Here is a 23,895-nt window from a genome sequence, read left to right on the forward strand (position 1 = left end):
TGTGCAAGGGATCTCATGAAGCAAAAGCGTACTCTCGCAGCGACGTTAAGCAAGCCTCGGTTGTTGGGCATTGTCTGGCCCTTTATCGCCGTCGTGCTGTTCCAGGCATTGCTGGGCTGCGTCAGCCTCTACATGCTGTCAGCGGTGCGCGGCTATGTAGCAGGCGAGAGCTTGTGGTCCAAGGGCCAGAAAGACGCCATCTACTATCTGAGCCTTTACGCCGATAACCGCGACGAAGCGACGTTCCTCAAATACCGGCAAGCCATCGCGGTGCCCCAGGGCGGCCATGAGCTGCGCGTCGCGCTGGACCGTCCCACGCCCGACCTTGCGGCCGCGCGCCTGGGCATCCTCAAGGGCGGCAACCACCCCGATGACGTGTCCAATCTGATCTGGCTGTACCTCAATTTTCGCCATTTCAGCTACCTGGAAAAAGCCATCGAGTTGTGGACCGTGGGCGATGGTTACCTGGTGCAACTGGATGACCTGGCCCAGGCGATGCACCGGGCGATCCGCAGTGATCAGGTCAGCCCTGGCGACATTGCTGGCTGGAAGACGCGCATCATCGCCATCAACGACGGCGTGACGCCAGCCGCCAAGGCCTTCAGCGATGCCTTGGGCGAAGGTTCGCGGATGATCCTGCGCCTGTTGCTGATCACCAACCTGGCCACCGCCCTGGGGTTGATCGTGCTGGCACTGCTGCGTACCCACAAACTGCTGACCCAGCGCCACGCCTTCGCCACCGCGTTGCAAGCCGAGAAGGAGCGGGCGCAGATCACCCTGGAGTCGATTGGCGACGGCGTGATCACCACGGATGTCGACGGCGCCATTGCCTACATGAACCCGGCGGCCGAGGCGCTGACCCATTGGAAGAACGCGCAGGCCCAAGGGTTGCCGCTGGCGGCGTTGTTCAACCTGCTTGATGAGAACGCCGAGCCCGATGGCTTCGCCCTGATTGAACACATTATCAAGGGTGAACTCAGCGGTGGCAGCGAGCATTCCAAGCTGATCCAGCGCGTGGACGGCAGCACGGTGTCAGTCACCCTGGTAGGTGCGCCGATCCGCAACGCCGGCAAGGTCAGCGGCGCGGTGCTGGTGTTGCACGACATGACCCAGGAGCGCCAGTACATCGCCAACCTGTCGTGGCAGGCGACCCACGATGCCTTGACTGGCCTGGCCAACCGCCGCGAATTCGAGTTCCGGCTGGAGCAGGTGCTGCAACAGGTAGCGCGCCAGCAGAGCGGGCGGCATGCCTTGATGTTCCTCGACCTCGACCAGTTCAAGCTGGTCAACGACACCTGCGGGCATGCGGCGGGCGATGAGCTGCTGCGGCATATCTGTGCGTTGCTGCAATCGGACCTGCGCGAAGGCGACACTCTGGCGCGCCTGGGCGGCGATGAATTCGGCATCCTGTTGGAGAACTGCCCGGCAGCGGTGGCGGAAAAGATCGCTGAAAGCCTGCGCCATACCGTGCAAAGCCTGCATTTTGTGTGGAAGGGCCGGCCGTTCATGACCACCGTGAGCATTGGTCTGGTGCATATCTCGCAATCGCCGACCACCCTGGAAACTTCGCTGCGCGCCGCTGATATGGCCTGTTATATGGCCAAGGAAAAGGGCCGTAACCGGGTGCAGGTCTACCATGCCGATGATTCGGAATTGTCCATGCGTTTTGGCGAAATGGCCTGGGTACAACGCCTGCACATGGCCCTGGAGGAAGATCGTTTTTGCCTCTACGCCCAGGAAATCTCGCCGTTGGGCCATACCGATGGTGGTAATGGTCATATTGAGATACTCCTGCGCCTGCACGACGAGGCGGGTCGGATCATCTTGCCGGACAGTTTTATTCCGGCTGCAGAACGTTACGGTTTGATGACTTCGCTGGATCGTTGGGTCGTGGAAAACGTCTTTAAGATTATCGCCCGTTGTATGCAAGAGCGTGCAGGCCGTCCTATGGCTATGTGTGCGATTAATCTGTCAGGCATAACTATTGGCGATGATGATTTTCTCGGGTTTTTACGTGAGAAATTCGAGGCTTACAGCATTCCGCCGGAAATGATTTGTTTTGAAATAACAGAGACCAGCGCTATTGCCAATTTGGGCAGTGCAATCCGCTTTATTAATGAACTCAAGGCCTTAGGTTGCCATTTTTCACTTGATGACTTTTGTGCCGGAATGTCCTCGTTCGCTTATCTTAAACATTTACCTGTAGACTTCCTGAAGATCGACGGGAGTTTCGTAAAGGATATGCTGGACGACCCGATTAACCGTGCCATGGTCGAAGTGATCAACCATATCGGCCACGTCATGGGTAAGCGCACAATTGCCGAATTTGTTGAAACACCGCTGATCGAGCAAGCTTTACTTGAGATCGGTGTGGATTATGCTCAGGGCTACCTGATCGAACGTCCGCAATTGTTTACCTTTGATAGTCTGCAGTGCCGACCCGTGCGGCCGCAGCCACTGTTGCTAAAGGCGCCCGGCACATTCCGCTGAAGCATTCGACGGTCTGTACAATCACACTAGAAAAGGAGCCCTACAGTGATCGACACCTTCAACCGAACCGGCCCGCTTATGGAAGCCTCGAGTTACCCAGCCTGGGCGCAACAACTGATCCAGGACTGTAGCGAGAGCAAGCGCCGGGTTGTCGAACACGAACTGTACCAGCGCATGCGTGATAACACGCTCAGCGCCAAGACCATGCGCCACTACCTGATCGGTGGCTGGCCAGTGGTTGAACAGTTTGCCTTGTACATGGCACAGAACCTCACCAAGACCAAGTTTGCCCGTCATCCTGGGGAGGATATGGCGCGCCGGTGGCTGATGCGCAATATTCGCGTGGAACTCAACCACGCCGACTATTGGGTGCACTGGGCGCGCGCCCACGGTGTAAGCCTGGAAGAGTTGCAAGCGCAGAACGTACCACCGGAGTTGCACGCACTGAGTCACTGGTGCTGGCACACCAGCTCGGCCGATTCGTTGATCGTGGCGATTGCCGCGACCAACTACGCGATTGAGGGGGCGACTGGGGAGTGGTCTGCCGTGGTGTGTTCGACCGGCGTGTATGCGGCCGCCTTCCCTGAGGAAGACCGTAAACGCGCCATGAAGTGGTTGAAGATGCACGCGCAATACGACGATGCCCATCCTTGGGAAGCCCTGGAAATCATCTGCACCCTGGCCGGGATGAACCCGAGCAAAGCCTTGCAGGTAGAACTGCGTCAGGCGGTGTGCAAGAGCTACGACTACATGTACCTGTTTTTGGAAAGTTGCATGCGGTTGGAGAACGAAAAAGCAAAGGCGCCAGCAGTTGTTCGTGAACGTCAGGTTCGCGCCGCCAGCGAGGCGTGATGTAAGCGTGATGGCGGGGTTTTACCCCGCCATTGCCAAGCGGTTGCGGCCTTCGCGCTTGGCCACGTACAGGGCGTTATCGGCCCGCCGCAACAGGCTTTCTGCCGACTCGGCGGCCAACAGGGTCGAGCAACCCAGGCTCACCGTCAGTTCAATTCGCTTGCCATCGGCCCAATAGTCCTGAGCCTCTGCCGCCCGACGCAGGCGTTCGCCGACCATACCTGCCGCGTCCCGGCCGGTGTTCGACAGCAGGATCAGAAACTCTTCCCCGCCAAAGCGAAACACCATGTCCACATTGCGCAACTGGCTTTTGATCGAGTCGGCGACAGCGCGCAATACGATGTCGCCCGCTGCATGGCCGTGGGTGTCGTTGATTTTCTTGAAATGGTCAATGTCCAGCATCAACAAAGACAGCGGGCTCAGGTGCCGCCGGGCCATGTCGATTTCCCGTTGCAGCGTCTGGTCCATCGCAATGCGGTTGCCGGTTTCGGTCAGCGGGTCACGCAGGGCGCTGCGGGTGGCGGCGCGGTAGAGCAGGGCGTTACGCATCGGGTACAGCAACGTCGACAGCAGTGACTCAAGTTGCGCCAACTCGTCGTCCAGCAAACGCTGGTTGCGCCGGAATATCAACTCGCCCAGATGCTCGCCTTCATGGCTCAAGGTGTAGCTCACCGAGTGATGCCCGCGATGGCCAAACTCCAGGCGCAAGTCGCTGGCCTCATGGCGATATTGCAGCGCGTCCAACGGCACCAGCCGCTGAACTTCGCGAAAGAACAGCGCCAGAATGCGCTCCGGCTCAAGGCTGGTTTGCAACTGCTGGTTCAGTTGCTGACGAAGTTGCGCAAGTGTGGTGGGGCGACGTGGAAGCAGGGACGGCTGACCAAACCCCAGGCGTTGCAATTTGGCACTGTCGAAGTCAATTGCGTTGGTCTGGGTCGGTGATTTCATAAGCTGACGGCCTCTAAGCACTTAACTGTCTTACAGGCTGCACGAGAGCGGCAAATGCCAAGCGTCTTACTGTTCCTTCAGTTCCGTAAAACATTGGAAACAGTTTAAACCGCTTTGCCATGGGTTATAACCCCTGGGCCCTGCCACACGTCTTGTCATCGCTTAACCTGCTTGAAAGGGGTTAGAGCGAGATTCATGCCACTTTGTTTAACTTACAAAAACGCCTTATAAATCAACGACTGTTTTAAAAAACTCAACACAGTCGTTGTGCAGTGACGTCAGTTATTTGGCTGTTTGAACCAAGGTGGAGTGGTCAATCTGGTCAATCGAGGTGACGCCGGTCAAGGTCATGGCCACGCGCATCTCCTTGGCGAAGATATCCAGCAGGTTTTCCACCCCGGACTGGCCGGCGGCGGCCAGCGCATACACGGTCGAACGTCCCAGCAGGCAACCCTTGGCGCCCAGGGCGAGCATGCGTACTACGTCGAGTCCGGAGCGAATGCCGGAGTCCACCAGCACCGTGAGATCATCGCCCACGGCCTCGGCAATCGGCGGCAAGGCTTTGGCGGTCGACAACACGCCATCCAGTTGGCGCCCGCCGTGGTTGGAGACCACGATGCCGTCGGCACCGAAACTCACCGCGTCCTTGGCATCCTGGGGGTCAAGGATGCCCTTGATGATCATCGGGCCTTTCCAGAACTCACGGATCCACTCCAGGTCTTTCCAACTGATCGATGGGTCGAAATTATTCGCCAGCCAGCCGATGTAGTCTTCCAGGTGGGTGGGCTTGCCGAGGTATTTGGAGATATTGCCCAGATCATGAGGGCGGCCCATCAGGCCCACATCGAAGGCCCATTGCGGCTTGCACACCGCCTGCAGCATCCGGCGCTGCGCCGCATACGGCCCGGACATGCCCGAATGCGCATCACGGTAACGCGCGCCGGGTGTGGGCATATCGACGGTGAATACCAGCGTGGTCACGCCCGCTGCCTGGGCGCGCTCCAGCGCATTGCGCATAAAGCCGCGGTCCTTGAGCACATAGAGCTGGAACCAGATCGACTGCGGGCTTTGCGACGCCACCTCTTCAATCGGGCACACCGACACCGTCGACAGGCAGAACGGGATGCCCTTGTTGGCCGCCGCCTTGGCCGCCTGCACCTCACCACGTCGCGCGTACATGCCGGTCAGGCCCACGGGGCTGAGAATCACTGGCATGGCCAGCTCCTGGCCGAACAGCGTGGTCTTGAGGCTCAGGTTGTCGACATTGCGCAGGATGCGCTGGCGCAGGCTGATCTCGGCCAGGTCCGAACTGTTGGCGCGCAGGGTGTGCTCGGCGTAGGCGCCGCCGTCGATGTAATCGAACAGAAAGCGCGGCAGCTTGCGTTTGGCGGCTGCACGGTAGTCGGCGGCGGACGAGATGATCATGAACGGGTTCTCCACAGAGCTGGGTCGCACCACCATAAGCAAAAAGCTGGCATGATAAAAACAACTTTTATTACTAATACCCAGTCGCTATAGGAATACCGATGAACCTGAGAACCGTGCGGGCCTTTGTCGAAGTGGTGCGCCAGGGCGGTTTCTCCCAGGCGGCTGAGGTGGTGGCCCTGACTCAATCCACCGTGAGCAAAGCGGTCAAGACCCTCGAAGACGAGCTCGGCACGCCGCTGCTCAATCGCCTGGGCCACCGTAACGAGCTGACGGCCGCCGGCGAAATTGCCTACCGCCGCGCCCTGGTACTCCTCGCCGAGCACAACGACCTGGTGGCCGAGATCAACGACCTGCGCGGCCTCAAGCGCGGCGTGCTGCGCATCGGCCTGCCGCCGGTGGGCTGCGGCGTGCTGTTTGCCGCTATGTTCGCGGCATACCGCAGCCGCTACCCGGATATCGAGATCGAACTCACCGAATACGGCAGCAAAAAACTGCGCGAATGTCTGGAAGCCGGGGAGGTCGACCTTGCCGCACTGCTGTTGCCGGTGGACGAAGCCTTCGACTACCAGCCAGTGCGCAATGAACCGCTGATGGCGGTATTGCCCATCAGCCACCCACTGGCCCAGCGCAAACACATCGACTTCACCGACCTGGCCGATTCACCGTTCATCTTGTTCGAAGCCGGCTTCGCCCTGAACGCCAAGATCCTCGCCGCGTGTGAGCGCAAAGGCGTCACGCCCCGAGTGACCGCGCGCAGCGGGCAAATCGACTTTATCGTTGACCTGGTCTCAGCCGGGCTGGGCGTTGCGTTTCTGCCGCGCATGCTCGCGCTCAAACATCAACACGCGGGTATCGCCTTGATTGCGTTGGACGAACCACACACCGACTGGCATATCGCCCTGGCCTGGCGGGCCAGCGCACACCTGCCACCGGCGGCGCGTGCGTGGCTGGATCTGGCCAAGGAAATGGCCAGCCCGGTGTAGCGGGCTGCGGCCGTAATTTGCAGGAATTCGTCAAAATGCTCCTCAATGCTTGACTTCTTCTTTTTAATCAGTAACATACGGCGCATTCCGCGATAGCTCAGTTGGTAGAGCAAATGACTGTTAATCATTGGGTCCCTGGTTCGAGTCCAGGTCGTGGAGCCAGATAGAGAAAAGCCTGCAGAGATGCAGGCTTTTTTTTGCCTTGGATTTTTTGAAATTTTTGTTAAGTGCATGATTTTAAAAAAACATAATTTTCAAACTGAACCTGATTTGTTTCACTTTTGAAACAAATTTGTACATTTTATTGACGCCATCAAAGTGCCATCCTAGAATCGCCGCCCATTGATAGCACAACGCTATGTAGAGGGATCTAGACATGTGGCGTTTGGAACGCCGGACCAGGTTTTGCCTGCTGTCCGTTTTTTTCTGCCTGGGCACCGCCGGATTAGCGCACGCCGCGCCCCCGCAGAGCACCCCCGGCATCACCGACCTGATCCGCGACCGTCAGGACCGCCTGCTCGAAGAGCAGCAGCGGCGCCTCGAAGAACTCAAGGATCTGCCCGGTAAATCCGCCGCCCCTGCAGCTCCGGCGACGCCTGCCGACACCCGTTGCTTCCCGATCAAAACCATCGAGCTCGCAGGCGCCGACGCCCTGTCCGTAGACGAGCGCAGCGCGCTGATCAAGCCTTACATCGGCCAATGCCTCGGCGTGCCGCAGCTCAACGAAGTGCTCAAGGTCATCACCGACCGCTACCTGGCCAAGGGCCTGGTCACCAGTCGCGCGTATCTGCCACAGCAAGACCTTTCCAGCGGCAACCTCAAAATTCAGGTAGTCGAGGGCAAACTCGAAAGCCTCAAAGGTGCCCAAAGCAGCGGCATCACCGACCGCCAACTGGCGATGAGCTTTCCCGGCAAACAAGGCGATTTGCTCAACCTGCGTGAAATCGAGCAGATGGTCGATCAGCTAAACCGTTTGCCCTCGAACCAGGCGCAGATGGAACTGGCGCCGGGCAAGGCCGTGGGCGGCAGTGATGTACTGGTCAAAAACACCCCGCAAAAGCCCTGGCGTGTCGGCCTGTCGCGGCACAACGGCGGCCAGCGCAGCACCGGCGAACAACAGTGGGGCGCCAGCCTCGACTGGGACAACCCGCTGGGCCTGGCCGACCAGCTTTCGTTGCGTGGCGGCCACGATGCGGTTAGCGATCACCAGAAAACCTCGCGCAATTCGATGCTCAACTACAGCTTGCCCTTCGGCTGGTGGAACCTCACCTACAGCTACACCGAAAGCGAATACCGCTCTCGGGCCGAGGCCAACAACTTCAAGTTCAAGCAGACCGGCGACAGCCAGAGCCACCAGTTGCGCCTGGAGCGTGTCGTTCACCGCGACGCCTTGAGCAAAACCTCCCTGAGCACCGGCGTCGCCTACCTGCGCACCAACAACTTCATTGAAGACAGCAAGCTGGCGCTGAGCAGCAACCGCCTCAGCGAAGCCCAGTTCGGCATCAACCACGGCCGACGTATCGGCAGTTCATTTCTCAACATCGACCTCGGCATGCAAGACGGCATCGGTGCCTTTGACGCCCAGGCCAATCACAACCCGCGCCACGGCCAGGCCGATGCGCGCTACCGCAAATACACGGCCACCGTCAGCTACCTGTACCCGTTCAAGCTGTGGGGCGAGTCCTTGAGCTTCAGCAGTTTGATGACCGGCCAGCACAGCGAAGATGTGCTGTTCAGCCCGCAGCGCATGAGCCTGGGTGGGCAGTCGTCGATCCGTGGCTACAAGGACCAGATGCTGTCCGGCGACAGCGGCGGCTACTGGCGCAACGACCTGCGCTGGAGCCGCCCGGTGACCTGGGCCTGGCTGCAACCGGTGCTCAGCGAATACGGCACCAGCCTCGGTTATGACCAGGGCGTGATCAGCCGCGACCGTTACAACGCCGAGCAGCATGGGCGCATGAGCAGCAACTCGGTGGAGCTGTTTGCCCGTGGCAAAAACGTCGCCGCCAGCGTGACCTTTGCCCACTCTTTGGAACGACCGGCCGCTATCACAGAGCGTGAAGCGCCGATCTATTTCCGTATGGATTTTTTCCTTTAATTTTTTTACCGCCTTCGGGTATCGAGACACAACATGGACGTTCGCCAGTTCGCCTTCCTCGTGCGCCAGCCTTCTGCTGCCGTAAAAAGCCGTTCCCACTTTTTGGGGCTGCCTAAACGCGGGTTGGCGTTAATCCTGGCCAACGCGATGTTCTGGCACCCGTTGCTGGCCCAGGCCGACGGCATTGTGGTCAGTGCGCCGGGCACAGGCCTCGCGCAGGCGGGCAATGGCGTGCCCATCGTCAATATCGCCGCACCGAATACCAATGGCCTCTCGCACAACCAATTTCATGACTATAACGTCGGTGCCAACGGCGTCATCCTCAACAACGCGACCGACCGCACCCAGGCCACACAACTGGGTGGCATCATCGTCGGCAACCCGAACCTGCGCGGCACCGCTGCCAATATCATCCTCAACGAAGTCAACGGCGGGAGCCCCAGCCAACTGCGCGGCTACACCGAAGTGGCGGGGCAGTCGGCCCATGTGATTGTCGCCAACCCGTATGGCATCAGTTGCAACGGTTGCGGCTTTATCAACACGCCGCAAGTCACGCTGACCACCGGTAAAGCGGTGATCGAAAACGGCCAGATCAGCCGCTATCAAGTCGATCAAGGCAACGTCGCCATCGAAGGCGCGGGCCTCAACGCGACCAATGTCGACCAGTTCGAAATCATCACCCGCGCTACCACCATCAATGCGCAGATCCAGGCGAAAAAACTCACCATCGTCGCCGGGCGCAACGATGTGGACGCACGCACCTTAAACCCCACCGCACGGGCGGCAGATGGCAGCCAGGCGCCGGACCTGGCGATTGACTCGTCGGCGTTGGGCGGCATGTATGTGGGCGCGGTCAAGCTGATCGGCACCGAGGCCGGTGTGGGCGTGAAGCTGTCGGGCGATATGGTCGCCGGTGGTGATATCCAGATTGATGCTGCGGGCAATGTGGTCATGGGCACAACCACGGCAGGCACCTCTGTCGCCGTCAAAGCGGCCAGCTTGCAAGCCAAGGCGGCGGTCTACGCCGGTACTGATCTGTCGGTAAACACCCAAGGTGCGCTCACCACGCAACAAACCCTGGCGGCCAAGGACAGCATCGCGCTGGACGCCGGCGGCCGCTTGACCAACAACGGGATCATCGAAGCAGGCGTCAACGCCGATAACAGCCGCAATGCCCAGGGCGATGTGCGCTTGACCGCGCAGGCCATCGACAACACCGGCAAAACCGTGATCGCCAGCCGCGACCTCAGCGTCAACACCGGAGAGCTGGCCAACCAGGGCGGCACCTTGAGCGCCCGGCGCGACGCACAGCTGACGGCCACGCAGATCGACAACCAGAACCAGGGCCGCCTCCTCAGCGCAGGCAGCCTTGGGATCACCGCCGGGCAACTGCTCAACAGTCAAGGTGGTTTGGTCACCAGCACCGGCAACCTCACGGCGGGTATCGGGCAACTGATCAACCGCAACGGCGAGCTGTCGAGCCAGGCGCAGGTCACGCTGCAACTGAATGAACTGGATAACGTCGCCGGCCTGGTCTCGGCCGGCCAATCGCTGAGCCTGAATGCGACGGGGCTGATCAATAACCAGGGCGGGCGAATTGCATCGCGTCAGACGGCACAGGTCAATACTGGCGCCCTCGACAACAGCCAAAAGGGCTCGCTCACCAGCCAAGGCTCACTGACGTTGAGCCTCAACCAAGGTCACTGGGATAACCGCAACGGCCTGATCAACGCCGGCGGTCAATTGACCCTTAACAACCTCAACACGGTCGATAACCGCCAAGGGGAAATCTCCAGCGCGCAGTCATTCCTCCTGGCCGCCAACAGCCTCGACAGCGGCGCCGGTAAAGTGCTCAGTGACCAAGACCTGACCCTGCGTATCGCCGGTGCAATGAACAATGCGTTGGGCCTGGTTTCTGCGTCGAACCTCGACGTCAACGCCGCCAGCCTGAACAACCAGGGCGGCAAGCTCCGCGCATTTAATCAACTGACGGCGAACACCGCAGGCCTGCTGGACAACCGCGGCGGCGAGTTGCTGGCCACCGACCTGGCGTCCACCACGGGTGAATTAAACAACAACAGTGGCCGCCTGCAAGGTGATCGCTCCCTGGTGCTCAGCAGCGGCGTGGTGTCCAATCAGCGCGGTACATTGGCGGCAGGTGCAACGTTTACCCTCAATGCATCCCGCCTGGACAACAGCGCAGGCACGCTCACCAGCGACGGCGTGTTGGTCGCGGTGATTGCCGGGCAATTGCTCAACCAGACCGGTCTGTTTGCCGCCAAAGGTGATGTACGCCTCAGCCTGGGTAGCCTTGATAACCAACAGGGCAGTCTCGTCGCCCGTAACCTCACCGTGCAATCAAGCGGCCCGCTGAACAACCAGCGTGGCACCTTGCGCGGTGACGTCGCATTTAATTTGAACGCCGGCCAAGTGGATAACAGTGAGGGCGGCCGCATCAGCGCGGGCCAAATGCTGAATGCTGGTATCAGTGGTCTTGATCAGCACAACGATGGTCGATTCTTCGGCCAGGGTGACGTAAGCCTCAACCTCAATAATGGGCATTTGAATAACCAGGGCGGCACGATCAACGCCCCTGGCCAATTACTGCTGAGCAACCTCGCCAGCGTCGATAACCAAGGCGGCGAAATTTCCAGCGCCCAGGCGTTTACCCTGGCCGCCGATACCCTGAATAACCAGCACGCCAAGCTCCTCAGCGAGCAGGGTTTGGCCCTGCGTATCGCCCACGCACTGGATAACACGCAAGGCTTGATCTCGGCTAAAACGCTGGATGTACGCGCCGCCAGCCTGACTAACCAAGGCGGCACGCTCAGCGCGGGTGATGGCCTGATCGCACAGATCGACGGAGCATTGGATAACCGCAGTGGCAAGCTATTGGCGCGCACGGCGTCGGTCAACAGTGCGTCGCTGGATAACCGCGAGGGCCTGCTGCAAGGCGACGCGATGCTCTCGCTCAACAGCTCAGGCTTGATCGACAATCGCCAGGGCACGCTGTTCGCCGGGCAGGCGCTGGACATCACCGCTACGCGCTTGGACAACAGTGGCGGTAAGCTGACCAGCGACGGTCGCCTTACTGCGTTGATCAGCGCGCACCTGTTGAACCAGGCCGGGCTGTTCAGCGCAACCGGCCCGTTGCTGGTGAGTGCGGCAAGCCTGGACAATAGTGCCAAAGGCAATATCCACAGCCAGGCGGGTGTAAACCTTGACCTGAACCACGGCCACCTGAATAACCAAGGCGGCTTGATTCACGCGCCGGGCACGCTGCTACTGAGCAACTTAAGCAGTGTCGATAACCAGTCCGGGGAAATTTCCAGCGCCCAGGCCCTGGCGTTTACTGCAGGCAGCCTCGACAACCGAGGCGGCAAGTTGCTCAGCGAGCAAGGGCTTTTGGTGCGCGTTGCCGGCGCGCTGGACAATACCAAAGGCTTGGTCGCTGCCACGGGGTTGGACCTGCACGCAAACAGCCTGGTTAATGCCGAAGGCAAGCTGAACGTCCGCGATGATCTGGCACTGTCCGTCGACACTGCCCTGGACAATCACCACGGTGAAGTCATCGGTGCTACCACAACCTTGAGCAGCATGAGCCTGGATAACAGCCAGGGACTGTTGCAGGGTGACCGCTTGCTTAACGTCACTACCCGCGGCATCGCGATCAACCGTGGCGGTCGGTTTGTCAGCGGTCAGCAGGCGGTCTTGGCGATTGAGCAATTCGATAACCGTGGCGGTAGCGTAACGGCAACCGGGCCGATGCAGGTAAGCGCCACGCAACTGGATAACCGCGAGGGTGGCTTGCTCAACGCTCGCCAGTCGCTGGTGGTGAAAGTTGATAGCCTGAATAACCAGGGCGGCGAAGTCTCCAGCCTCACCGACCTGTCGTTCAACGGCAGGCAGTTCGACAACAGCAACAAAGGTCGACTTTTAGCGAACGGCGCACTGAGCCTGAAACTGGACCAACTGAACAATCAGCAAGGCACCGTACGCAGTGACAAGAGCCTGACCCTGCAAACCGCCACACTGAACAACGACAGCGGCCGCCTCAGCGGCGGTGCGGCTTTGGATCTGACCGCCAGCGGCGTACTGACCAACCGCAGCGGCGAGCTGCTCAGCGCGATGGCGTTGACCGTGAGCAGCGCCAGCATCGACAACAGCGGCGGCAAAATGATCGGTGACGGCGCTGTGCGCATCACGACCGGCGCGTTGAATAACCAGAGTGGCGGGCGCCTGACCAGTGCTGATCGCCTGGCGCTGACGGCAGGGAACGTGGACAACCGTTTTGACGGCCATATCGCCAGTAACAAGGCACTTACCGCCAGCCTCGCGGGCCTGGACCAACGCAACGGTGGGCAGCTCTACAGCACCAGTGACGTGAGCCTGGACATGAATCACGGCGTTCTTGATAACACCGGTGGCTTGATCCATGCGCCGGGTCAGTTGCTGTTGAAAAACCTCTCCACGGTCGCCAACCAGTACGGCGAAATTTCCAGCGAGCGTGCCTTCACCCTGGCCGCACAAAGTCTGGATAACAGCAACGGCCATGTGCTCAGTGATCAGGCGCTGACCCTCAAAGTCGACCAAGCGCTGATCAACCTCAAGGGCGTCATTTCTGCGGCAGGCCTGGCTGCTCAAGCTGGGCGACTGGATAACACCCACGGCGTATTCAGCAGTTCCAAAGACCTCGCGTTAACGTTGGCGGCTGACCTGCATAACGACGACGGCGAAGTCTCCAGCGGCGGCGCCACAGTGGTCAACGCGATGACCCTGAATAACCGCAACGACGGTCATGTGATGGGCGACATCAGCCTTGACTTGACCACCCGCGGTGCACTGTTCAACCAGGCCGGCACCTTGGGCGCCGGCCAGCGTTTGAACGTGACCGCGGCCAGCCTGGATAACAGCCAGTCCGGCAGTCTGGCGACCGATGGCAGCCTGACGGTGAAAGTCGACGGCCTGCTCGATAACCAAGCCAAAGGTGCCGTGCTCGCCAAAGGCGTGATGGACATCCAGGCTGGGAGTGTGGACAACCGCACCGGTCGCCTGTCCGGACAGAACCTGCTGACCCTGCGCAGCAATAGCCTGGATAACCGTGGCGGCGCGGTGCGCGCCAATCAGGGGCTGAACCTGCACGTCGGCCAGCTCGACAACCGTGAAGGTGTGCTTAACAGCAAGCAGGCGCTGGCACTCGACGGCCAGTCCTTGAACAACCAGAACGGCCTGACCAGCGCGATTGGCCCGGTACGCCTGGCCCTCGATACCGTTGAAAACGCCAAAGGGCGCATCGCCAGCCAGGATGATCTGGACGCCACGATTGGTGTGCTGAATCAGCAGGGCGGTCAGTTGGTCGCGAAGGGTAATCTGAGTCTCAACGCTGCCACCGTGGATAACCAGAACGGCGGTTTGCTCGCCGCGACAAAAGTGCTGAAACTCAAGGCAGGCAGCACCGACAATCGCAGCGGGGAAATCTCCAGCCAGCAGAGCGTCGATTTCAGCGGGCAACGCCTGGATAACAGTGCAGGCAAGTTGTTGGCCGGCACTGCGCTTGAATTGGCGATGGCCGAGGTGATCAATCAGGCCAAAGGTTTGATCTTTGCCCAGGACGCTCGGCTTACCGGCACTGCAGTAGATAACACCGATGGCACTGTTGGCGCTCAGCGTGCTTTGGCGCTTCAACTGAAGGCAGGCCTGGACAACACAGGCGGCAAGCTCACCAGCGAAGGCTCGATGGCGCTGGCAGGCCAGCGTATTGACAACACCAGCGGCAAAATTTCCAGCGCAGGACCGTTGACCCTTGTGAGTGCAGCGGCGCTAATCAACCAAGGCGGCACCGTCGAAAGCGCCCAAAACCTCACACTGACCAGTGCCAGCCTGGATAACACCAACGGCCTGCTCAAAAGCCAAGGCCTGGCAACCGTTAACACCGGACAGTTCACCAACGGCATCGACGGCCGTGTGATCAGCGCCGACAAGCTCGACCTCAGCGCCACCCAGCTAACCAACAGCGGGCATATCGCCAGCGTCGGCGCAATGAATGCCAGCGTCACCGGCCTGACGCAATTGGACGGCGCCGAACTGGTCAGCACCACACAACTCAACCTTGACCTGCACCACGGCGCACTGGTCAACGCGGGTGTGATCAACGCACCGCTGCTGACACTGAACAACCTCGCCAATATCAACAACCGCGACGGCGAAATCTCCAGCCAGAACGCTTTTACCTTGGTCGCAAAAAACCTGGATAACAGCAACGGTAAACTGATCAGCAACCAGGCACTGACCCTGCGTGTCGACCAACTGCTGGCCAACCTCAAAGGCCATCTCAACGCCGCCAGCCTGGATGTGCGCAGCACTCGCCTGGACAATACCGAAGGCGTGCTCAGCGGGCGTGGCGATGTCACCCTCAGCGCCAGCCAATTGTTCGATAACCAACGCGGCAGCGTGATCGCCGACGGTGCCTTGTTGCTGACCAGCGCAACGCTGGACAACCGCAATGGCGAGATCGCGGGCAAGGCGCTTGCGACGATCAGCGCCAGCAACCTCGATAACCAAAACGGCAAACTGATCAGCACCGACGAGCTCAACCTGCGCGGCGCAAACCTTGATAACCGCAACGGTCTGGTAGGTGCCACAAAAGCGCTGAAACTCGACGTGCAGACGCTCGACAACCGCACCGGCGAATTGACCGGCAACGCCGACGTCAGCGTCACCGGTCAGCAGCTCAACAACAGCGACAAAGGTGTGGTGTTCGCAGGCGGTACGTTAAGCCTTGCAGTCGATCAGGTCATCAACCGCACCCTCGGCGAACTCAACGGCGAGCGCCTGACGCTGACCGGCTCCATGCTGGACAACAACGGCGGCAAGCTGCTCAGCCAGCAATCGCTGAAGCTGGATCTCGCCGGTGATTTCGATAACAGCCAGGGTGTACTTAGCAGCGAAGACGCATTGGCCGTCAAAGCCCGCAGCCTGAATAACAGCAAAGGCAGCCTGTCCAGCGCCAATGGTTTGAGCGTCGCCGTCACCGACAGCCTCAATAACAGCGAAGGCAAACTGGTCACCGACGGCGGCCTGACACTGCAAAGCGCCAATCTTGGCAACCAGCAAGGCATCATCAGCGGCAAAGGCCCGGTCACGGTCAGCACGGGCGAGCTGAACAACCAAACCGGCCGCCTCAACAGCGGCGACACCCTGGCCCTGACCACCGCACAGTTGACCAACGGCGGCAGCATCGGCAGCGCCAAGACGCTGACCGCCAGCGTCACCGGGCTGGATCAGCAGGGCGGTAAGCTGTTCAGCAACGCTGGCTTGAGTCTCGACCTGAACAACGGCCAACTGAAGAACCAAGGCGGATTGATCAACGCTATTGGCCCGCTGACGCTTAACAACCTCAACAGCATCAATAATCAGAACGGTGAAATCTCCAGCGCCCAAGCCTTTACCTTGGCCGCGCAAAGTCTGGATAACAGCAACGGCAAGCTGCTGAGTAATCAGGGCCTGACCCTGCGCGTCAATCAAGCCCTGGCCAACCTCAAAGGCCTGATCGGCGCCGCCAGCCTCGACGCTCACGCAGGCTCCGTCGACAACCGAGGCGGCACTTTGAATAGCCGCAGCGACTTGCAACTGACCAGTGATGGCCTGCTGAACAACCAGGACCAAGGCTTGATCAGTGCCAAGCAAACCCTGAATCTCAACGCCGCCGGCCTCGACACCGGCAACGGCGGTGAGGTCTCGGCCAAAGGTGTGTTGACCGCGAACCTCAACGCTCTGGCCCTGGCGGGCGGTCGCGTTGTGGGTGAGCAGGGAATGACCCTGGACCTCAACAACAGTGATTTGGACAACCGCAACGGTCTGCTGCTGACTAACGGCCCGCTGACCCTGAAAAACCTGGGCGACCTTAATAACCAGGGCGGTGAAATCTCCAGCCTGCAAAGCTTCGCTTTGACGGCGCGCAACCTGGACAACCGCGCCGGCAAGCTGATCAGCAGCCAAGTGCTGACTGTCAACGCGGACACCATGAACAACACCGCCAGAGGCCTGCTGTCCGGCTGGCAAGGCCTGAACGTCAGTGGTGGCAACCTCGACAACCGTAACAACGGCACGCTCTCCAGCCGCAGCGGTGCAATCGATGTGCGCCTGAGCGGCGCGTTGCAAAACAACAACGAAGGCGCGCTGGTTAGCCAGGGCCGCTTGGGCGTCAGTGCCGCCAGCCTGGATAACAGTGGCAAAGGCGTACTTTCCAGTGGCGATGGGCAAACGCTTATCGTGACCGGTGCGCTGACCAACGCCGACGGCGGTTTGATCGAAAGCGGCACCACGCTGGATCTGCAAGCGGTAACACTGACCAACCAAAGCACGATCAACGCCCAACAAGCGATGACCGTCACCGGCACCGACCTGAACAACAACAGCGGCACGTTGGCCACCAACGGTCGCCTGACCCTCAACCTGCTCGGCACCCTCAACAACAGCGGCGGCAGCATTGCCAGTTCCGGCCCACTGCTGCTGCAGCGGGCGATGCAGGTCAACAACGACGCCAAGGGCAGAATCATCAGCCAAAGCCTGCTGACGCTGTTCGCCGGTAGCCTGAACAACAGTGGCGGCGGCACCCTTGCCAGTAAGGATCGTGTCGCGATCACCAGCACCGGCATCGTGCAAAACACTAACGACGGCCTGATCTATAGCCAGGACGCCGACGTGCAATTGAACGCAGTGGGATTGAACAACGCCAAGGGCAAGGTGCAGGGCCAGACCGGCCTGAGCCTGGGCGTCAGCGGTGACCTCAATAACCAGGGTGGCACACTCCAGGCCCATAGCCTGAACCTGACTGCCAACCGCCTCGACAACCAGAACGGCTTCATCGCTGCGCAGACCGGCGATGCAGTGGTCAATGCCAACTACTTCGCCAATGCCAACGGCGGGGTGTATGCCACCGGCTTGATGCGAGTCAGTGGTGCACAGCTGGACAACAGCGCCGGGCAAATTGCAGGTCGCGCGGTTGAGCTGAGCGCTGGTGGCGCGTTGATCAACCGCAGCGGTGTGATTGAAAGCGATAGCTCCCTGAGCGTGACAGGCGCCAGTGTCGACAACCAAGGCGGGCAACTGCGCGCGCTGGGCCGTAGCGGCAAAACCAATTTCCAGCTCGGCGGTGCGTTCGATAACCGCAATGGACGACTGGAAACCTCCAACGCTGACCTGACCCTGAATGCCGGCAGCTTCCTGAACCAGGGCGGCAGTCTGCTGCACGGCGGCACCGGCACTTTTGATATCGCCACCGCCAACCTGATCAATGCCGGCGGCAACCTGGTGACCCGTGGTGGCCTGACCCTGGCCGCAGACAGCTGGACCAACAGCAGCGTGATCCAGGCCGGGCGCCTGACGGTCAACGTCAATACCTTGAACCAGACCGCCAGTGGCCAGTTACTCGCCTCCGACAGCCTGACGGGCAACGGCGGCAACTGGAATAACGATGGCCTGATCGCCAGTGATGGCACGGCCAATCTGACGCTGGCCGGCAGTTATGGCGGCAATGGGCGCTACAGCAGCCTGGGCAACCTGGGCTTGAGTGCCGCGCAGATAACCGTGAATGAAGCCGCCAGTGTGGCAGGCGGCGGCGCCTCCCAACTGACCACCGGGGGCCAACTGCTCAACCGAGGGCGTTTGACCTCCAGCAGCGACCTGCGCATCAACGCCGGCAGCATCGTTAACACCGGCACGTTGGGGGCTTCACAGAACCTGGTGCTGACGGCACAAAGCCTGCTCAACGACCACGCCGCCAGCGGCATCGGGGCACGTGGCTTCCTGTTCAGCGGCCAGGATTCGAACCTCAACCTCGGCAGCCTGACCAACAACTATTCGGATATCTACAGCCTGGGCAACCTTACGGTGGCCGGTGTAGCCGCTGGCACTCTGGCGCAGAGTGTGCGTAACGTTTCTGCCAGCATCGAGAGTGTGGGCGACCTCAGACTGTCGGCCAATGACGTGGTCAACGAGCGCGAGAAATTCACCCTCAACCAGCAGCTGACCTCGGTGGGCGTGAGCATCCGTTGCACCCAGCATTGCAGCGGCGGTTGGAGCGACCGGCGCCCGGCGGTGTCCCTGAGCCGCACGGTTGAGAGTGTGATCGAAGCGAACTCGCCTTCCGCCACGATCAGTTCGGGGCGCAACATGGTGATTACCGGTCAGAACTTCACCAACCGCTATAGCGTGGTGTCGGCTGCTAACGATCTGTCGATCAGCGGCGAGAACATTCTGAACCTGGCGGCCACCGGTGGTTCCGGCTCCCAGAGCCAGGAGTACGGCGGCATTACCAAAATCTCCAAAGGCCAATACAACCAGATGGTCGCCGCGGTGCAGGCCTATAACCGTGCGCACCCGCAGGGTTCGCCGGTGGATGAGGCGGCGTTTGCGGCCTTGATGACGCGGTTCAGCCCGTCGCTGTTTCCCGGCATCAACCAGCCCATCGCGGTACAAGGCGGCACCCAGGTGGTGGCCCCGGCGATTATTCAGGCCGGTGGCAACGCTGCGCTCACCGCCAGTAAAAGCATCAACAACATCAACGTGATCAAGACCGCGCTGGCGGTTGATGGCCGTTCGCTGGACACCGGCGTAGGCGCCAACAAAACCCGGGTGGTAGTGCTCAATGCACAATTGCCGCCCGACCTTGCCCAACAGCAGGTCAACCCCTTGACCCTGCCGGGCTTCGGTTTGCCCAGCGGGCAGAACGGATTGTTTCGTTTAAGTGGCCAAAGTGGCACTACGGGGCAGGCAGGTGCTGGTAATCAGGATTGGACGCTGGGCAGCGCCAGCCTGGACCCAAGCCAACGCCAACAAGCCCTGCCTGGCGCCCACGAACGTGTGATTCAGGTGGGTGGCGCGGCGCAAGTGACCACCAACACGCGCCAAGTTGCCGTGGCTGCTCGTGAAGCCGGTGTCGTCAACGCGGTTGCCAGTGCCATTGATACCGGCGCCGTGGGCAGCGCCGATGTGCAGCCCCTGCCACCGGGTCGCACCAGTGGCGTAGACATCACCCGCGTCGATGGCATTGACGCCCGCAATCCTACGGGTGTCCCCCAGCCTGCGGTCGATGGTTCGCGGCCGGGCATCGACCTGCCTGCCGTAACGCCAGGCGATAGGGTTGTGCATACGTCATCTGACGGGGCTCTCCCTGATCTGCGTGTGCCGGGCTTGTCGACCGTTGCACGCAGTGCAGACGTTGCTGCGATCGCACCGCCGGATACCCAACTGCCGGGCCTTACCCCGGCGGCCCACGACGTACCCGTTGTCGGTAACGTACAGCCACCGCAGGTCAGCCAACCCACGGCATTGGCCAGCCAAACCATCAGCCGCGTCCAGGGCCTGCCGGAAAGTCGTGCCGTATCGCAACCGCACAAATACCTGATCGAAACCAACCCGGTACTCACCGACCTCAAGCAATTCATGAGCTCGGACTACCTGCTGCAAGGCGTGGGCTACAACCCGGACGAAAGCTGGAAGCGCCTGGGCGATGGCCTCTACGAACAGCGCTTGATTCAGCAGGCCGTGCAAGCACGCACCGGCCAACGCTTTATCGACGGCCAGACCACCGACGAAAAACTGTTCAAGTACCTGATGGACAATGCCATCAGCAGCAAGCAGCAACTGAACCTGTCGATGGGCGTCAGCCTCACCTCGCAACAGGTCGCGGCGTTGACGCATGACATCGTGTGGCTGGAAGAGCACGAAGTGAACGGTGAAAAAGTCCTGGTGCCGGTGCTGTATCTGGCCCAGGCCAACAACCGTCTTGCACCCACCGGAGCCTTGATCGCGGGTAACGACCTGAACCTGATTGCCGGCGAAAACCTGGTTAACGCCGGCACCCTGCGGGCCACCAACAACCTGTCGGCCAAGGCCGCCAACGACATGACCAACAGCGGGCTGATCGAAGCAGGCAACCGCCTGGACCTGCTGGCGGGCAACAATATCGTCAACAAAGCCGGAGGCATCATCAAAGGGCGTGATGTGACGTTGACCGCCATTAATGGCGATGTGATCAACGAACGCAGCGTGACCGGTTGGGATGACAAAGGGGCAGGGTACTCGCAGCATCGCGATTATGTGGATAGCGCTGCGCGGGTTGAGGCGGCGAATGATCTGAGTATCAAGGCGGGGCAAAACGTAACCAGCGCAGGCAGTGGTTTGCAAAGCGGTCGTGACATGACGATCGTCGCCGGGCGCGATGTGAGCTTCGTGTCCGCCGAAGAGCAAAACGCGATGGACATGGGCAAGCGTCTGCAAACGAGCAGCGCCACGCAACATGGCTCAAGCGTTGAGGCGGGGCGCGATATCAACGTGAAGGCGGGCCGGGATATCACGGCGATTGCCAGCCAAATCGATGCGAAACGCGATATCAGCATGAGTGCAGGCGCTGATTTGATTCTGGCTTCGGCGGCGGATGAGGAACATTCCTCTAGAAAGAGCAAAAAGGAGAAGCGTCAGGAAGATCATGTGAGCCAGGTGTCGACCACGCTGAATGCGGGTGGGGATGTAACGCTTGGTGCGGGTAAGGACCTGCTAATGACCGCCAGCCGCATTAGTGCGGGGGATGAGGCTTATCTGGTCGCGGGCGGCAACCTGGGCTTGCTGTCGGCTGAAGACAGCGATTATTCGCTGTATGACATGAAGAAGAAGGGGAGTTGGGGCTCTAAGAAAACCCAGCGTGACGAAGTGACTAAAGTCACCAACATCGGCAGTGAAATAAAAACCGGTGGCGACCTTACGATTCAAAGCCAGGGTGACCAGAAGTACCAGGCGGCGAAGTTGGAAAGTGGCAATGATCTGACCATTGCCAGTGGCGGTAGTGTGACGTTCGAAGGTGTGAAGGACCTTCATCAGGAAAGCCACGAGAAGTCCAATAACAACGCTTTTTGGGTGTCATCCAAAGGCAAAGGCAATACCGACGAAACCGTGCGTCAAACGCAAATGGCCGCTGCAGGCGCTATTGCGATCAAAGCGGTGGATGGTTTGAAAATTGATGTGACGCAGGTCAATCAGCAAACCGTTAGTCAGTCCATTGATGCAATGGTCAAAGCTGACCCGCAATTGGCATGGATAAAGGAAGCGGAAAAGCGTGGCGATGTAGATTGGCATCAAGTCAAGGAGATCCACGACAGCTTCAAATACAGCAATTCCGGGCTTGGTCCTGCGTCGCAGATCATTATCGCGATCGTGATGGCTGCGGTCGTAGGGCCGATGGCTGCGGCTGCGGCGGGTGGTGGTGCTACGGGAGCGGCGGTGGGTGCGGTTGCTTCAAGTGCAGCGACTAATGCAAGCGTCAGCGTTATCAATAACCGGGGCAATCTTGGGGCGGTGTTCAAGGACGTCACCTCGTCGGATGCAATGAAGGGCTACGTGATATCGGGTGTAACGGCAGGCCTGACGGCGGGTCTTTTCGATGGTTGGACAGGCACGCAGACCAATCCAGGCACGGGAGCTGTTATCACTTCGCCAGCCCTCAACACCTGGACCGGCGTTGGGCAGTTTGCGGCGAACCAAGCCTTGCAGAACGGCACGTCGACGCTGCTGAGCAAAGCGCTCGGGCAAGGTGGTGACTTTGGTGATGCACTCAAAGGCGCTTTGTTCAACACGTTGGCAGCGGCAAGCTTCAATGCTGTGGGGGATTACACCAAGGGCAAACTGACTGATGGCTACCCGCCGAAGATATTGGTGCATGCGATGGTCGGTGGGTTACTTGCCCAGGCCACCGGTGGAGACTTCAAGACCGGCGCGCTGGCGGCGGGTATTAACGAAGCGGCTGTAGTTCACTTGGATTCGTTGGTTAGCGGTGATAAGAATCTGCTAGCTATGAGTTCTCAAATAGTCGGTGTTCTGGCGGCAGCTTCGCAAAAAGATGCTGATGCGAAGTCCATCGAGAAAGGTGGATGGATTGCGAAAAATGCTACCCTCTACAATCGTTCTGCACATAAAGATGAAATTGACGCTATACAGCAAGAGACTGAAAAAGGAGATTTCAAAAAAGAAAATCTCGAAAAAGCGACCTGTTTTCTGACGAAATGCTGGGCGGAGTTTGAACGAGGCGGCGAAGAGTACCGTAATAAATACCTTACGGAGTCAGATATGGCTGGACTCAGTAATGAACTTACGTGGGCGCAAGTGCAGCAAGAAAAAGGGCTGTTTAACTATAGTTTTTTTGATCGTCTGGCTGACGGAACAACGTCCGATGTAATCCCAGTCGGAAAAAGTGCAGTCACAGCGGGGTTGGGTGGCATGACCGTGAGTGCAGGCGTTACGCTATGCGCCACTGCTGCGGGCTGCTTCGTGGGCGCTCCCATGAGTGCGTTTGGAGCAGGTAATGTCTTGGAAGGAACCACGGGGATGTACAACCATTTCTGGGGGGATGAGCCTAAGAGCTACAACCCTGTTAAGTCGGCGTTTGACTTGATTCCAGGTGGCTATGGTCCATTGGTCTACCAAGGGGCGGATACGTTACTTTCCGCCGGTGCTGGCTTTGGGAAAGTCCCTCTCGTGATGGGGGCTTCGGATGGGTTGAGGAAGGGTTCGATCTTCGGGGTTTTGGTTCCGAAGATGGATAATAATTTTATCATTCCGCTGTTAGGTACGAAAACGCCATTTGGTACTGCGCTGGGTGTGTATGTCGGCGGAGTGGGTTATAAAGGCTATGGCTTTTACGAGGAGGCTAAGGGTGACGGTAAGTAAGTTGATGTCTTCGGCGATAATGGCGGCGGGTATTTTAGTCGTAATGCTTTCCATAGGCTGCCTGCTGGCATTGTTGCCAGTCCTGTTTATTTCCGCAGGGTTTGAGGTGGAATTTGATGTGGTATTTGTATGGTTTGGAATGCCATTCTCGATTTTGTTCGCGTTGAGTTGGTTTTATAAGTATGCAGATTTCGCAAAATCAATCATCTTTAGGCGTTAGTGAGATGCGCCTGTGAGCAAGAGAACGTTGAAGCTAATGGCGGCTACGTTGGTCAGGAAGTTAAGTGAGGCATAAAGGTTGCTCGATAGCTGATAGTCACGCGGTGCATTGATTCAGTGTCTGCAGCACGTTTTTCGTGGCTCCGTTGCAGGTCG

At 59.5% G+C, this 23,895-nt stretch carries 8 protein-coding genes and 1 tRNA gene; 7 read left to right on the top strand and 2 right to left on the bottom strand.

Annotation, left to right across the window (positions count from 1 at the left end; genetic code table 11):
* Positions 1-15 precede the first annotated feature (15 nt).
* A complete protein-coding gene (locus AB4P96_RS11395) occupies positions 16-2,490 on the top strand; it encodes an EAL domain-containing protein (RefSeq protein WP_099548937.1) in 2,475 nt (824 codons plus the stop codon).
* Between the two features lie 45 nt (positions 2,491-2,535).
* A complete protein-coding gene (locus tag AB4P96_RS11400; RefSeq protein ID WP_017137792.1) occupies positions 2,536-3,342 on the top strand; it encodes a TenA family transcriptional regulator in 807 nt (268 codons plus the stop codon).
* A 21-nt stretch (positions 3,343-3,363) separates the two neighbouring features.
* Here the strand turns inward: AB4P96_RS11400 and AB4P96_RS11405 are convergent, their stop codons facing one another.
* Entirely contained in the window at positions 3,364-4,290 is a 927-nt protein-coding gene (locus AB4P96_RS11405) for a GGDEF domain-containing protein (RefSeq protein WP_017137791.1), read from the bottom strand.
* Between the two features lie 282 nt (positions 4,291-4,572).
* The gene (gene lldD / locus AB4P96_RS11410; RefSeq protein ID WP_017137790.1) at positions 4,573-5,715 is read right to left on the bottom strand and encodes an FMN-dependent L-lactate dehydrogenase LldD; all 1,143 of its coding nucleotides are present in this window, start codon (positions 5,713-5,715) and stop codon (positions 4,573-4,575) included.
* Positions 5,716-5,816: 101 nt separating this feature from the next.
* Between lldD and AB4P96_RS11415 the strand changes: the two genes are divergently transcribed.
* The 5 genes from AB4P96_RS11415 to AB4P96_RS11435 all read left to right on the top strand — a co-directional run bounded on the left by AB4P96_RS11415 (position 5,817) and on the right by AB4P96_RS11435 (position 23,740).
* Positions 5,817-6,701: a LysR family transcriptional regulator gene (locus AB4P96_RS11415; protein WP_177034517.1), complete on the top strand. Its 885-nt coding sequence runs from the start codon at positions 5,817-5,819 to the stop codon at positions 6,699-6,701.
* 86 nt (positions 6,702-6,787) lie between these two features.
* Positions 6,788-6,863, top strand: a tRNA-Asn gene (locus AB4P96_RS11420).
* Between the two features lie 214 nt (positions 6,864-7,077).
* The gene (locus AB4P96_RS11425; RefSeq protein WP_395600773.1) at positions 7,078-8,799 is read left to right on the top strand and encodes a ShlB/FhaC/HecB family hemolysin secretion/activation protein; all 1,722 of its coding nucleotides are present in this window, start codon (positions 7,078-7,080) and stop codon (positions 8,797-8,799) included.
* 33 nt (positions 8,800-8,832) lie between these two features.
* Positions 8,833-23,520: a filamentous hemagglutinin N-terminal domain-containing protein gene (locus tag AB4P96_RS11430; RefSeq protein WP_395600774.1), complete on the top strand. Its 14,688-nt coding sequence runs from the start codon at positions 8,833-8,835 to the stop codon at positions 23,518-23,520.
* The gene (locus AB4P96_RS11435) at positions 23,507-23,740 is read left to right on the top strand and encodes a hypothetical protein (protein WP_017137011.1); all 234 of its coding nucleotides are present in this window, start codon (positions 23,507-23,509) and stop codon (positions 23,738-23,740) included. Before AB4P96_RS11430 ends, AB4P96_RS11435 begins: the two co-directional genes overlap by 14 nt.
* The last annotated feature ends 155 nt before the right edge of the window (positions 23,741-23,895 follow it).

The sequence above is a fragment of the Pseudomonas sp. B19125 genome (assembly GCF_044218855.1).
GTDB classification, from domain to species: domain Bacteria; phylum Pseudomonadota; class Gammaproteobacteria; order Pseudomonadales; family Pseudomonadaceae; genus Aquipseudomonas; species Aquipseudomonas edaphica.